The following is a 14,239-nucleotide window of genomic DNA, read 5'->3' on the forward strand; positions in this document are numbered from 1 at the left end:
TGCCCCTTTTCATTTCATCTCGGGAACTCAGCTCTTTCGCTGATTGAGCCTCTGCAAGAATTCGGCCCTGCGCTGCTGGTCCATTTCCTCTTTGGCCAAGAGCTCGGGAAGTAGCTCGGCCGCACGCCGGGCATCGAGGATGAAGACACCGTCATCATCACCAATGGCCAGGCCCCCCGGCCGCACCTGAACCCCGCCCACACTGATCGACTGATTGACTTCCCCGCGGGCGCCAATGCCGCGAGTCGTGTACGCACTGACGTCCCGACAAAAGATCGGCAATCCATGGCGACGCAATGCGCTGACATCCGTGACCGCGCCCGACACCACCACCCCGGCCAACCCTTTGATCAGCCCGGCCAGGGTGCGCAGTTCCCCCCAGCAGCCACACTCCTCGTCACCCACACATTCGATCACCAGCACGTCGCCCGGCTCACTCAGCAACAGCGCTTCACGCAAAATGCTGCCATCCGGCGGGAAGACTTTGACGGTAACGACAGTGCCGACCATGCGGATGTCGTTGAACAGCGGCTTGATCCCCCGCAGGAAGCCCCGATCGGAAAAATGGCCGATGGTTGACGAAGGGATCGACCGATAGGCGTTGAGCAACTCCGGGGTGACGAGCTGCTGGCGAGGGTTGATCTGATCACTCATCGGCATTTCCCCGGACGCAGCAGTGGGCAGGTCGAACAATATTCAGCGGGCTCAGTAGCCAGGTAGTAGAAGCAGCAGGTTCGCCGAAAGCGAATGCTGCGCTGCCCCTCGTCGAGCAGTGTCGGCGGACGACGGAAGTGACTCAGCGGGTTGTAATCGAGGCCGAACAGAGCTGGTTCTGCCTGGGTCAGCAACCACCTGAAGTCCGCTTCATAGCGCTCGCGCACTGTCGGTTCGTCGATTTTTGCCATGCGTTTTTCATACAACGAATACACGCGCACGGCGGAGTTTTCCCACAAGATGCGCCGTGAAACACCACTCACACGGTTGAAGGTTTGCCACAGCGGCTTCAACAGTCCTGCAAACAGTGCCTGCACCAGGGTTTCCCGCCAAGCCTCGCGCTCACCTGCTTCGTACGTCAGCGGCGGGGAATGAGCCAACGGCATCGAAGACGTCCACAGCCCTTCATCGTGGCCGTACTCGATCACCGTGTTGTCCAGCGACAGCAGCAGTCCTTTGTCGTACACCGACATGGCGTACAAACAGGCGCCGGTGGCCAGGAACGACAGGCGCTTGCCCAGCAGTGAGGCGGTGATCGCCCGCGATGGTGAGCCAATGACCGGGCTCAATGCATCCAGCAAACGCTCGCACACATCTTCCTGCAACAGGTCACGCGCCATCAGAGAGCGTAATGGGTCACGTTCGGCGCAATCCTTCAACCGCAACCCACCGCCCAGCACGCTCCACTCTTGCGCGGTGAAGTGACGAGCCAGACTCATTGCGGCAATTCCCGACCAAACGGGATGCACATCGGCGTACCAAAGAACGGGTCAGGAATAATCCTGCAGTTGAGGTCGAACACGGTTTTGACCAGCGCCTGTGTCAAGACGTCCTCAGGCCGGCCCTGGGCAAATGCCGTACGGTCATGCACCGCGACCATATGATCGGCATAACGGCAGGCCAGGTTGAGATCGTGAAGCACCATGATGATGGTTTTGTTCTCGAGCCGATTGAGGTCGCGCAGCAAGTCCAGCACTTCAATCTGGTGAGCCAGGTCGAGGAAGGTCGTCGGCTCGTCCAGCAGCACGATACCGGTGTCCTGGGCCAGGGTCATGGCGATCCACGCACGCTGGCGCTGCCCACCGGACAAGGCATCCACCGGCCGATCCGCCAGCGACTGCAGACTGGTCTGCGTCAGCGCGCGATTGACCATGGTTTCATCCTCGGCCGACCACTGTTGCATCCAGCTCTGATAAGGGTATCGGCCCAGGGCCACGAGTTGGCGAACGGTAATGCCCTCCGGCGCCGTCGGTGTCTGGGGCAGGATGGCCAACTCACGCGCCACCGCCGCCGTGGATTTTTGCTGGATATCCACGCCGTTGAGAATCACCGAGCCTTGCTGCGGTTTCAGCAACCGGGCAAAGGATTTGAGCAAGGTACTTTTGCCGCAGCCATTACTGCCAATCAGCACCGAGATCTTGCCCTTGGGCAGTTGCATGTCCAGCGCGTCAATAATCACCTGGCGCTGATAACTCAGGGTCAGGCCGCGACTTGCAATCGACGTCATACGTTGAATTCCTTAATGACGCTGTTTAATCAATAAATAGAGAAAAAAGGGCGTGCCCAGCACCGCGACAAAGATCCCGGCCGGCAAATCCAGGGGCAAAAACAGCGTGCGCCCGACCAGGTCCGCCAGCATCACCAGGTTTGCGCCAATCAAGGCTGCCATCACAGCCTGCCCAGCGAAACCGGGGGCCACCAGGCGTTTGGCAATATGCGGCGCGATCAGCCCGACAAACGCGATTGCCCCACCCCAGGCAATGGCCGCACCCGCCAACGCCACACTCACCAGCAACAAACCGGCCCGCAGCCATTGCACGCGCACGCCGATGCCCTGGGCCAGGTTGTCATCCAACTGTTGCACCATCACCTGACGGGCCAGCAGCACCAGCAGCGGACAAATGCCCAACAACCAGCTCGCAAGCGCCAACGGTTCAGGCCAACTGGCGCCGTACACGCTGCCGGTCAGCCAAACGTAGGCAGACAGGGTGGTGGTCAGCGGACTGAACACCAGAATGAAGGTGGTCGCGGCCGTCAACATCGCCGAGACGCCCACGCCGATCAGCACCAGCCGCAGCGGTGAGGCCCCCTGCTTCCAGGCCAGCAGATAAATGGCCAATGTTGCCAGAGCCGCACCGAGCATCGCGGCCAGGGGTAGAAATTGTTGCCCCAGCGTCGCGGACAAGAACGACAGGTAAAGCACGGCAGCGGCGCTGGCACCGCTGGTGATGCCCAGCAGGTCGGGCGATGCCAGCGGGTTGCGGATGATGCTTTGCAGGATCAGCCCGGACACCGACAACGCAGCGCCCACCAACGCCGCCAGCACAATGCGTGGAAAACGCAGTTGCTCGACGATCAACGTCAGGCTGGCGTCCTGGCTGGAAAACAGGATTCGTATCACCTCGAGGGGCGAGAGGATGACTTTCCCCAGCGACAACGAGCCGAGCATCACCAGCACCGTCACCACCAGCGCCGCCGCCAACCGTAACCACGTGGAAAGGTTGACCCGCCGGGAATACCCGCCTCGTCGCCAGGTCACCACCCTATCCATAACGACCTCCACGTCGGGCCAACATAATGAAAAACGGCGCGCCGAACAGCGCCGTCATCACCCCCACCGGCACTTCCTGAGGCAGGATCAAAACCCGCGACAGCGTATCCGCCAACAGCAGAAGAATCGCGCCGAGCAGCGCACAACCAGGCAGCAACCAGCGATGGTCGATGGACAACCCTTTGCGCACCATGTGAGGTACCAGAAGACCTATGAAACCGATACTGCCGGCCAACGCCACCGCGCTGCCCGCGAGGCAGATCACCAGCACGCTCATCAGCAGGCGGATCAGGCCGGTTCGCTGCCCCAGACCTGTGGCAATCTCTTCCCCGGCGTTCAGCACGTTGAGCTGCCCGGCCAGCAACAGCGCCCCCGACAACCCGAGCACGCCACACAGCAACAACGGTGCAGCGGTCGACAGGCTGCGTTCGGTCAGTGAACCGGCCATCCAGAACAGCACCGTGTCCAGGCCATCCTGGTTCACCACCAGCAGCGCCTGGCTGAAGGCGGAGAACAACGCAGCGATCGCCGCGCCCGCCAGCACGATGCGCAGCGGACTGAGACTGCCTTGCCCCATGTTGCCGATCAGCCACACCAGACAACCCGCCACGCCAGCGCCAAGGAACGCCGACCATAGCCAGGCATCCGGGGATGACAGCGAGAAGATCGAGGAAAACAGGATGATAAAAAAAGTCGCACCGGCATTGATCCCGAACAACCCAGGTGACGCCAATGGATTGCGCGTCAGTGCCTGCATCAGGGCGCCCGCGACCGCCAGACTGGCGCCGACGGAAATCGCCATCAGGGTGCGCGACAGGCGCGTGGTGGTCACCAGCACATGACTGACACTCAACGGGTCGGGATCGACAAACGCCGCGGCAATCTGTGGCAGTGGAATCCAGGTGGCACCGACCGCCAGGCTCAACACGCAGCACAGCAGCAACACGACACCCGCGCTGCACAACTTTACTCCGGGGCTCATGAGGCCACCTGCGCGGCGGCCACGCGGGCCACGTCGTCGAGCATCAGGTTCGCCCCCAACATCCCGCCCGACAGACTCCACGCGACGCCATCGACCTGCCACACCTGCCCTTGCTGCGGGGCACGCATCTGCTTCCACAGCGGGTGTTGCACCAGGCTCTCGTAGTTGCGCTGCACCGCCGCGTTCTGCGCGCGCAGGAAGACAAAAAAGATGTCGGCATTCACCACGGCAAGGCTTTCCTTACTGGTGAGTTTGATCGACACCCCGCTCGCCTCACGGCTGCTGTCACTCCAGTTGAATCCCAGTTCGGTTAGCACGGAGCCCGGGAAACTCGCCGGCAGGTAACTGCGGATGTGGTCCTCGCGGATATCCAGAATCGACACCGTCGGTGGCCAGCGTCCGGCAAATGTCTGCTGCAGCTGCTCGCACAGTTGTGCCACGCGTTGCTGCCATCGGTTCAGAATCTCGTCGGCCCTCTGTTGCTGGTGTAATGCAGCACCCATCAGCGCCAGGGTTTTCTTGAATTCAAACACTTCCTCCAGCATCAGCACCGGGGCGATCTGCTTGAGTAACGGTGCAATGCGTTCATGGCGAAAGCGCGAGGCAACGATCAAGTCCGGTTTCAGCAGCGCGATGTCTTCAAGGCTGGGCTGGGTCTCCAGCCCGACATGGGGCACAGCGCCCAGTGCCGTGCGCAAATAACGATAGGTCGGTTTTTCGCTCCAGGAATCGACCACGCCACACGGGGTCACGCCCAACACCACGGCGCAGTCGGTGGCGCCCTGAAACAGGGTGACCACCCGCAACGGCGCGGCGCCAGCCTCGGCCCACGCCGGCGCAGAAAACCTGAGGGCGAGCGCCCCCAGAGACAGGCGCAACAGCGTGCGCCTGGAGGGTTCACGTCGCGGTTCAGGCATTACGATCGAGCCTGTGAAACGGGTTGACCACCTGCCCTTTGCCAAACGGCATGCTGCCAGGGCCGCCCGCGCGCTCGATCATCGGGGTGAGCAGCAATTTCTGCGGCCAATGTGGCGCTTCGAACAACTGGTGCTTGATCATGATCCGCGCCTCGGCGTCAAACTCGATGGTATCGATCAACTCGTTGAGTACTTCGCCCATCGCCGTCCACAACCCGGTCGCCGGCAATGCGTAGACCTCAGCCAGCGTATCGATGATGGCGCGGAGGTTGACCTGAATACCCAGGGTCTGCAACCAGAACAGCAGGTCTTCAGGGCGATCGTGATACAGCGTGTTGGCGTGCCCCTTCTTCAGCCGGTAAGCCGGATCGGCCAGACCGTTGCGTTCCAGCCACGGCACGAAGATGCGCAACGAATCGTGATCACGCAACAGCAGGCCCTGCGCATAACCGGCCTTCCACACCAGCACCGCGTTCTGCCCGTGAATTTCACCGAGCATGCCGATACGGAACATCCGCAGGTTGATATCGAAGAAGCTGTGGCACAGCTCGCGGAACAGCGTCATTACCGACGCAGCGTTGGCCGGCAGTTGGCGGTAGTTCATCCAGTCATCGAAGAAGTGCTGATTGCGGCCGGGTATCGGCGTGCCGAGGGCGGCCATGGGCACCAGTCGGGTGTCCGGATCTTCGAGCAGCGCAGGCGGATAGCCGCGAACCATGGCCGACAGGTGACGCGGCGCTTCGTCGAACAGCGTGGCGTCCGGCGGCATGAATGCCCACCACTTGGTTTCATCGCACAGATGCAGCGACTGCTGCAGCGTTTGATCCTTGCTCAGTGCCTCGCGCAGCAACGCCTCGCTCAGGCCACCGTTGATCATTTTCACCGCCGGCAGGTAACGCGAAGCGCCCAGCGAATAGATGGCCATCGGCAACTTGAGGTAATCGGCACTGTTGAAGCACGGCGTCATCGAGCGCAATGACGAGGTGGCGAAAAAATCACCGTCGGTGAAGTCCAGTCGATGGCAATCACCCTTGGCGAACGCGTCGCCGAGTTGCGCCTCCAACACGTGTTCGAACTGCCACGGGTGCACCGGCAGCGCAATGTGGCTCTGGGCAATGCCCCGCTGCTGCAACTCTTGTTGCAAGTTGGCCTGCAACAGCGGCGGCAACAGATATTGAGCGGGATAACGCTGCGCCAGGTCCGTCACGCCGTCGCCGCATTGCAGCAACGTGCGATCGACCGCGACCCAATTGAGCGCCACCGGACGGGCAAATTCCGCCTGATACTGCTGATATTCGGTTTCGCTCAGACCCTGCTTGGCTTTGGCCAGCGGGTGATAGGGACGATCACGCAGCGACGCCCACTGCTCCATCGCCAGGAAAAAGTCCGCGTTGCTCTTTTCCAGCAAGCGTTCGCTGTCAACCCGATGGGCCAGGGACAACTCGGTTTGCCGGACGCTGGTGCGCAGCACATCCATAAACAGTGCGAAGCCTTTTTCATTGTCCGGATAGCGATCGGTCATCCCTGCCAACACCTGAGTCGTGAAGGCCTCGGGTGACAGCGCGGTCAGTTGGTCATTCTGTCGCGCCCATACCGGCGTGCCAGGTACTTTTTCCCATTGCTGGGTAATGCCGGGACGCAGGGCAATAACGATGCAACCTTGCGGCTCATTGGGCCATTCCCAGATCCGTTGTTCGGCGCTCAACCCGGTAAACGACTGATCGGCCGATGACGAGGGCGCCACCAGATTCAGCGGCTCGGTCCCGAAAAAATGTTCGGCCAGCAAACAATCGACCAGATCCTGCATCACCTTGTCGGCGGCCATTGTGGTGAAGTTCATCCGATTATTTTCCTTCTGCTGAAGTGGCGGCCAATTTGGCCTGGAGGGCACGAAAAGCGATGCCACGCTCGTCACCCAAAACAAAACTTTTAACGCCCCGGCTCAACCACCGTTCGTGGTCGCCCGGCTGACGCGGAATCGCGCAATACGGCACACCCGCGGCACTCGCCGCTTGCCAACTGGCGAGCAGCGCTTGCTGCACCTCGGGCCGGTCGATCTGCCAGGGCATGCCCATCGATTGCGACAAGTCGGCGGCCCCTTCGAGGATCATGTCGAGGCCGGGCACGCTGGCAATTTCCGCCGCGTGTCGCACACCTTCGGCACTTTCGATCATCGCCACGACCATGATTTGCTCGTTCGCCAGCGCGACGTACTCCGCCAGGCTGTGTTTGCCAAAGGCACCGGGGCGCCCGGCATTCAGGCTGCGGGTGCCCTGCGGGTGGTATTTGCAGGCTCGAATGCTTTCGACCAAAGGCTCGGGGCCTTCGATCATCGGCAAGACAATGCCCTGGGCGCCGCCATCGAGCAGGCGCAGCAGGGTTTTCGGGTTGAGGTCCGCCACCCGCACCAGCGGGGTCAGCGCGTAACTCTCGGCGGTGCGGATCATGTTCTCCACGGTCTCGGGATTGATCAGCACGTGCTCCATATCGATGATCACAAAATCGAAACCGGCCTCGGCAATCAGTTCGATGGCCGCAGGCGACGGAATCGAGCTGATCAGGCCGTAGACCGGCTCACCTGTTCTGAGCTTCTGCTTGAGCAGATTGGTCCTCAGCATGATTGCGGCCGGAACGCGTGCAGCGGATTCGGCACCGATTTGAAACGACGTTCGCCATCGCCCAGCAGGCGGCGCTTGGTCAGCTCTTCCACTTCATAGAAAGGCGCGAAGACATCAAACGCTGCGTAACGCGGACGGTGTTGCGGATGTTCAGCCTGGTAGGCGGTGATCACCTCGGCGGTCATCTGCCAGAACAGGGCCTCTTCGAGCTGATAGTGCTGATGCAGGAAGATCGCCATCTCGGCCAGGGCGATGAAAAAGAACGAATCACAGGAAAAATCCCGGACCGCATCCAGGTCGTCGGTGAGGATGAACGAGTTGCGGTTGAGCTTGGCGTGGCTGGCGGGCAGCGGCACCAGGGTCGGGCACAGATCGGGGCGCCCCAGGTGCTGCGGCGAATAGCGCACGCCGTCATGGAAGTCTTTCAGGGCAATACGTTGCGGCCAGCCCTGCTTCACGATCAGGACGATGTTCTGCCCATGAGATTCCATGCCGATGCCTTCGGCGTACAGCATGTGAATGATCGGCGACACCGCCACCTGCAACAGTTGGCGCGTCCAGGCGTGCAGGCCGTATTGAGCGATCCAGGCATCGATGAACGGGGTCTGTTCACCCGATCCGTAGCGATTGTCCACGGAGCTCAAACCATTGAACGGCACCGCTTGCTCATCGTCTTGCAGGTACTGGTGAATGCTCTCGCGCCACAGGGTGCCCATCGTGCCGTAGGCCCGGGACATCCGCGTGGCGGGCAAGTGATCGTAGTCAAAGCTGACGCCAACGACTTCGCCGAGAATCACAAAGCCAAGATCGCGAGCGGTGCTGTCGCTGCCGATCAATTGCTGCAACCAGTCGGTGATGATCGGGCCGTTCATCACCGTATGCCGAGCCAGAATTCGGGTGCTGGAGGTGTTGGTCATGCTCAGCGCGAGCTTGACGTAAGGCCGCTGTTTTTCAGTGACATTGGCCAGGGTGCGGATCGACTGCTGCGCCTGGTAGCGGTCATCCGTGGTGCCCAGATAGATCACCTCACCGCTGACCAGTTCTGGGTAGAACACGGGAACAATGATGTTTTCCCACTGCCACGGGTGCACCGGCATCAGCCAGTAATCGTCCATCGCCTTGCCTTGATCGGTGAGGCTTTCAGCCAGTTGCTGCCAGTGCTGAAGTCCGAATTCCTGCTGGATAAACCCGTCGTACTCCAGGTGCCGCGAGATGTTCATCGCCCCGCAGGATTTGGCCACGGCCAGCCAGACAATCGCGATGGGCGCGGCAAATTCCGGCCCGTAACGGGCGTTGTCCTTGAGCGAGAAACCGATGCGCGATTTGTAGCAAGGGTGATAGCTGTGGGCGTCCATGAAGTGCTGTTCCAACGCATCGACATCCAGTTGATGGGTTGGCTGGGCCGCTTGATAACCCTGACTGCGCGATTGCAGATCCTTGAGCAGCGTCTGCTCCAGTTCATGGGTGAAGCGTGGCAGGTGCGGGCTGTCCTGAAGTTCGCTCAGCAGCTCCGCCAATGCTTGATGAAGGTGCGGGCGGCTGCGTACGCCCAACGCATTTACTCGTTCGAGACTGGCATAGTCGAGGCGGATCAGCTCGAAGCTTTCGCTGAGCAATCCGCTGCAGCGGTACTCCACCGGTTGTTGCTGCGCATCGAAGCCGCTGACGATAAAACGGTACTGGCCGCCATCGAGCGTCGAATGGCGATACGGCAGGACGTTTTCATACAGCAGCGTTTGCAGCAGCTGGCCCACCACGCGCTGTTCCACTTGCTGATAGTGGCGCGGATCGGCCGTCGCCAGCCAGACGCCTGGCGCAGAATCCGCAGCCTGAGGTGTTGCCTGTGAAGAAGTCGCCATAGTCATAACCTTGTCCGTGAAAGAATTAACGGTGTTCGAGGGCCGAGGGCAATGCCTCGGCCGGCTCGTCGGATGCGTGAACGGGAAAACGCCAGGCACAGGGCAATGCCAGCAGGATGAGGATGCCGGTGGCCATGAAGACCTCGCTGATCGCCCCCGGGGTTGCCACCGAAACTATGCCGCCCGCCGAATCGTCGGCCAGGCGAAACTCCAGCCAGAGCGAGGCAATCACGATGGCCAGTGACGAGACGAGACGACGGGAAATGTTGTTCATCGCCGCTCCCTGAGTGACCATCGGTTCAGGCAGCGCATCGAGCCCGGCGGTGGTGATGGGGATGTAGGACAGGCCCAGCCCGGCGCCGCGGACCATCATCAGGAAAAACACCACACCGATTGAAGCGCCAGCCCCCAACATGCCCAATCCCAACGTGGCGCCCCCGGTCAGCAGCAGTCCCCAGAGCACCACGCCGCGCGGGCCGTGACGGTCCAGCCACTTGCCGCCGAGATGCCCGAACAGGCTGGCGAACATCGCCGTGCACAGCAGCGACAGGCCGGTCCAGATAGCGCTGTAGCCCATCACCACTTGCACCAGCAGCGGCAGCAGCACCAGGCATTCGAACATGCCGACCGACTGCACCACCGCGATGATCACGCTCAAGCGATAACCGCGCAGGGCAAAGATGCGCAGATTGAGCAGCGGCGAACTCCGGTTCAGTTCCAGTCGTACAAACGCAACCAGACATAGAATGGCCGCCAGCAGCATGCCAAGGTTGAGCGGATCAGTGAGGGCTTCGGCATGGCGCAGGCGGCCAACGGCGATCATCAGCAGACCGATGCCCGTCGCGATCAGCAAGTAACCCGCCAGGTCGAAAGGTTTGCGCTCTGCCGCCTCAGAGGCCGGCAGCACACCGACACCCAGGATCAGCGCCAGCAGGCCAATCGGTACATTCATCAGGAATAGCGAACGCCAACTGAACCACTCCAGCATCAGGCTGCCGCACAAGGGCCCCAATGCCGGCGCCAGCATGACCGCCGCGCCCCACAGGCCGGTGACCCTGCCCCGCTCGCCCTTGGCGTACACCGAAAAAATGATCGCCAGCGACAGCGGAATCATCAGCCCGCTGGCGATGCCTTGCACCACGCGTGCGGTAATCACCAGCGCGATGGAATTGGCCAACGCCCCCAGCAGCGAACCGCAGACAAACAACGCCACGCCCCACAAGTACAGGGATTTGCGCCCCATCCGCTGGCTGAGAAAACTGGTGAGGGGCATGGTCATGCCCATGCTCACCATGAACGCCGCCACAATCCAGGTGGCCAACAGCGGGCCGATCTGAAAGGCCTCCATGAACGCTGGCAGCGCCGGATTCAACGAGCTGTTGTTCAGGCTGACCGTCAGCGTGCCCAACAGCACATTGACCACCACCAACCAGCGCGGCACGGCAAACGTCAATCCCACGGGGCGACTCCGACTTCTTGCACAAACACCTGCGGTGGTCGCGGATGACAGAGGAAATCGGCGTGGGAGATGTTGTAGCCATAGGCACCGGCCAGCGGCAGCACCAGCATGTCGCCGACTTCGACACCAGTCAGCGGGTAATCGCGGCTCAGCACATCCTTGGGCGTGCAGAGCTGCCCCACGACGGTCCAGTCCTGTTGTGTCGCCGTTGGCGTTACGCGATGCCGGGGCAGATGAATGATCGGGTGATCATGTCCTTGGGCAACTGGCAAACGGAACTGATGAGTGCCGCCCCGACAGACCAGGAAGTGCTTGCCGTGACTGGTTTTCTGATCCAGCACTTCAATGGCGTAATAGCCGCAGAAGGCGCTGATGAAACGACCGGGCTCAAAGCGCACGATGGGCGCATCGGCGCAGGCTGCCAGGCTTTGCCCCAAATGCGTACACAAGCGCTGCCAGTCGAATTGCTGCGGCCCAAGGTAATTAACGCCGATGCCACCGCCCACATTGAGGTGAGTGATCGCCGCGGGATCGGCCGATAACGCTTTCCATTGCAGCCAGCGCTGCAGGTACAGATCGAGCAATTGCTCATGGCGCTCCACCAGAGACTGATGGGACATCGCATGCACATGGAAGCCCTTGAGCCGCAGGTGGCTGGCGTTATCGACCCAGCTGACCGCCTGGGCCAGTTCCGACTCATCGATCCCGAACGGTGTGGCCGTGCCGGCCATCGCCAGTTTGCTGGAGAGCGGCGATGGCAGTTCGGGGTTGATCCGCAGCAATACGTCTTGCACGCGCCCCGCTTCCAGTGCCAGCCGTTGCAGACGGACGATTTCATTCAGGCTTTCGATGTGAATCGCCTCAACCTGGTGTTGCAGCGCCGAACGCAGATCGGAGTCCAGTTTGCCGGGGCCGGAGAAGATGAATGGCTTGCGCGTCGGGCAGGCCTGAAGACGATCGATCTCGCCGCCGGAGGAAATCTCGAACCCGTGCACCAACGGCGCGACGGTGGACAGAATTTGCGGTTCGCTGCTGGCCTTGATCGCGTAGTAAAGCTCCACGCCTTCAGGGAGTGCCGCCATCACCTGCGTCACGTGCTGTTTCAACGCGTCCAGGTCATAGATGAACAGCGCCAGTGGGTCTTCGTGTTTTAGGCGGGCTTCGTCGATGGCGGCCAATACCGTTGCGGGCAGCTTATCCATGCTTGGCCTCCTTGCCCCACGGGGACACCAGACTGACGTAGCTGGCCTGGCGATCGGCCTTGGCTGCCAGGCGGACCTTAAGGTTGGTTTTGCAGGCAATCGGCTGACCGGCGATCAGTGCGTCCAACTCCGGCGCAGCGCGGGTCAATTCGGCGCGGATGCTGATCAATTGCTGCTCCACCCGTTGCCACATCAGCGGCGCCAGGTGCGGACGCTCCCAGCTCAGGGCCAGCACAGCCTCGGACAAGTTGTTGACGAACAGGCAATAGACGATGCGATTCCAGCCTTGCTGGCGGGAGTAGAGCAGCGACTCACGCACCCGTGGATGAACGTCCGTGTCGATCCGGGAAGCACCCAGTTCGTCGGTCAGTTTGACCCCTTCGAAATCCCGCAACAGCAAGCGCTGTGGACGACCGTTGTCATGCACCAGCACGCTGTTCTGCAAGTGCGGCTCCATGACGATGCCGTGGTTGAAGAACAGCGCCAGCACCGGACGTAGCAGTAGCGCCTGATAGTCGTCGAACCAGCTCAACAGCGTTTGATCATCGATGTCATTGCCGTTGAACCGGCTCAGGAACTCATGCACCAACGGCGGTAAATGCAGGCCACGAGCGAACAATGTACCGGCCATGATGCTGCAGTCGGTGCCGGTATCGAGGCAGAAGTTCTCCCGCAGGATCGCCCCGGTCTGTTCGCGGAACCAGTGGTTATCGGCTTCGCTGGCCTGTTGCGGCGCCCAGCTCAGATTGCCCGGCTCGGCCACCACCGAAAGCCCGCCAAGGGTTTCGGGCCGGGTCAGTTGGAGGTTACGAAAGACTCGGTCGATCATCAGTGCGCTTTCCAGTTCGTACCAGGCGTTTTTCCTGACGCAGTTGGTGATGCGCACGTTCAGCGAGCCCTTGATGAAGAACTCATGGCCCTCGATGTACCAGGTGCGGATGGACGCCGTGGGGTTGGCCATCAGCCCTGTGGCGCCAAGATCGACGATGGCCGCGGATTTCAACAAACGCTGAACCCGGCCATCCTGCATGAACAGCTGGGCCTGTACCGGATGCATGCAGATAACCGCGTGCCCTGGCCGCGCCTGCGCTTGATCGGCAAAACCGGCCAGCACTTGGGCTTTGCTCAGGCCGTTGGCCCCGACGTTCAATCCTTCCAGCGGCACCTCGAACAGGTGCAATGGCGTGCGGGCCTGGAATTCCGGGGCATAGGTTTCCTGGGCCAGATGAGCTGGCCACAGGCGCGCCTTGGGTGCCGGGTGGTTCGGATGACCGAACCACAAACCCTGCTCGCTGGCGAGGTAACCGCTGAGCGGTGCCGGGTGCTGGCCGTCCATGTTGTGGCCGACGATGGCCGCGGTCAGCAACTGGCTTTGCAACACCTGATCCAGCAACTCGTCGTTGCTGGCGCGGGTCATGTGTTCGCACGCCGCGAGCAACTGCTCGACGAACTCGGTAAACCTCAGGCACGACCAGTCGCCCTCGCCACGCCGGGCATAAACGTCCGACAGGTAACGGTGACTGCCTAGACCATCACGGCGGTCCACCATCACAAAAAACTGCTGCTGGTTGGGCAGGTTGATGGTCAGGGGAATGCCCTTCCATTCCAGGCCCTCGAGGTAACTGCCCGGGGCGATACCTTGCATCTGCGTCGGCCAACTGTAACTGAGGCAGTTTTCCGGCAAGGCGAACTCTTTGATCAAACAATTAAGCAACGCGCGCGTCGTCGCCAACTCACTGACCATATTCGATAAAACACTGCGATCTGGATGATTCATGGGTGCTCCACAGTAGCCCGCGAGGCCACTGGACACGTTATATGGCGAAAAAATTAGTTGCTGATCGACCTGTTTAACAGCCGACGAAACCCCACGTAACGACATCACTTCACTGAACCTTTTTAAACAATCAGACGACCATCAAAGTTACTTACAGCAA

At 61.1% G+C, this 14,239-nt stretch carries 12 protein-coding genes; all 12 read right to left on the bottom strand.

Annotation, left to right across the window (positions count from 1 at the left end; genetic code table 11):
• Positions 1 to 27: 27 nt before the first annotated feature.
• Genes ACA056_RS18820 through ACA056_RS18875 form a run of 12 tightly spaced genes read right to left on the bottom strand, consistent with a single transcriptional unit; the run spans position 28 to position 14,079 of the window.
• A complete protein-coding gene (locus ACA056_RS18820; RefSeq protein WP_497266844.1) occupies positions 28 to 660 on the bottom strand; it encodes an RraA family protein in 633 nt (210 codons plus the stop codon).
• Positions 651 to 1,433, bottom strand: a complete 783-nt coding sequence (locus ACA056_RS18825; protein WP_497266846.1) for an IucA/IucC family C-terminal-domain containing protein — start codon at positions 1,431 to 1,433, stop codon at positions 651 to 653. Before ACA056_RS18825 ends, ACA056_RS18820 begins: the two co-directional genes overlap by 10 nt.
• Positions 1,430 to 2,221 (bottom strand): ABC transporter ATP-binding protein, encoded by a 792-nt coding sequence (locus ACA056_RS18830; RefSeq protein ID WP_348126150.1) that lies wholly within the window; start codon positions 2,219 to 2,221, stop codon positions 1,430 to 1,432. Before ACA056_RS18830 ends, ACA056_RS18825 begins: the two co-directional genes overlap by 4 nt.
• A gap of 12 nt (positions 2,222 to 2,233) precedes the next feature.
• Positions 2,234 to 3,265: a FecCD family ABC transporter permease gene (locus tag ACA056_RS18835; protein ID WP_497266848.1), complete on the bottom strand. Its 1,032-nt coding sequence runs from the start codon at positions 3,263 to 3,265 to the stop codon at positions 2,234 to 2,236.
• Positions 3,258 to 4,247: a FecCD family ABC transporter permease gene (locus tag ACA056_RS18840; protein WP_497266850.1), complete on the bottom strand. Its 990-nt coding sequence runs from the start codon at positions 4,245 to 4,247 to the stop codon at positions 3,258 to 3,260. The genes ACA056_RS18835 and ACA056_RS18840 overlap by 8 nt, the downstream gene beginning before the upstream one ends.
• Positions 4,244 to 5,164, bottom strand: coding sequence for an ABC transporter substrate-binding protein (locus ACA056_RS18845; RefSeq protein WP_497266852.1), 921 nt, complete (start codon positions 5,162 to 5,164; stop codon positions 4,244 to 4,246). The genes ACA056_RS18840 and ACA056_RS18845 overlap by 4 nt, the downstream gene beginning before the upstream one ends.
• Positions 5,157 to 7,004: an IucA/IucC family protein gene (locus ACA056_RS18850; RefSeq protein WP_497266854.1), complete on the bottom strand. Its 1,848-nt coding sequence runs from the start codon at positions 7,002 to 7,004 to the stop codon at positions 5,157 to 5,159. The genes ACA056_RS18845 and ACA056_RS18850 overlap by 8 nt, the downstream gene beginning before the upstream one ends.
• A gap of 4 nt (positions 7,005 to 7,008) precedes the next feature.
• The gene (locus ACA056_RS18855) at positions 7,009 to 7,782 is read right to left on the bottom strand and encodes an HpcH/HpaI aldolase family protein (protein WP_497266856.1); all 774 of its coding nucleotides are present in this window, start codon (positions 7,780 to 7,782) and stop codon (positions 7,009 to 7,011) included.
• Positions 7,776 to 9,647: an IucA/IucC family protein gene (locus tag ACA056_RS18860; RefSeq protein WP_497266858.1), complete on the bottom strand. Its 1,872-nt coding sequence runs from the start codon at positions 9,645 to 9,647 to the stop codon at positions 7,776 to 7,778. The genes ACA056_RS18855 and ACA056_RS18860 overlap by 7 nt, the downstream gene beginning before the upstream one ends.
• A gap of 19 nt (positions 9,648 to 9,666) precedes the next feature.
• A complete protein-coding gene (locus ACA056_RS18865) occupies positions 9,667 to 11,094 on the bottom strand; it encodes a DHA2 family efflux MFS transporter permease subunit (RefSeq protein WP_497273567.1) in 1,428 nt (475 codons plus the stop codon).
• Positions 11,091 to 12,302, bottom strand: coding sequence for a type III PLP-dependent enzyme (locus tag ACA056_RS18870; protein ID WP_497266860.1), 1,212 nt, complete (start codon positions 12,300 to 12,302; stop codon positions 11,091 to 11,093). The genes ACA056_RS18865 and ACA056_RS18870 overlap by 4 nt, the downstream gene beginning before the upstream one ends.
• Positions 12,295 to 14,079: an IucA/IucC family protein gene (locus tag ACA056_RS18875; RefSeq protein ID WP_497266862.1), complete on the bottom strand. Its 1,785-nt coding sequence runs from the start codon at positions 14,077 to 14,079 to the stop codon at positions 12,295 to 12,297. Before ACA056_RS18875 ends, ACA056_RS18870 begins: the two co-directional genes overlap by 8 nt.
• Between the last annotated feature and the right edge of the window lie 160 nt (positions 14,080 to 14,239).

The sequence above is a fragment of the Pseudomonas sp. LBUM1666 genome (assembly GCF_059695775.1).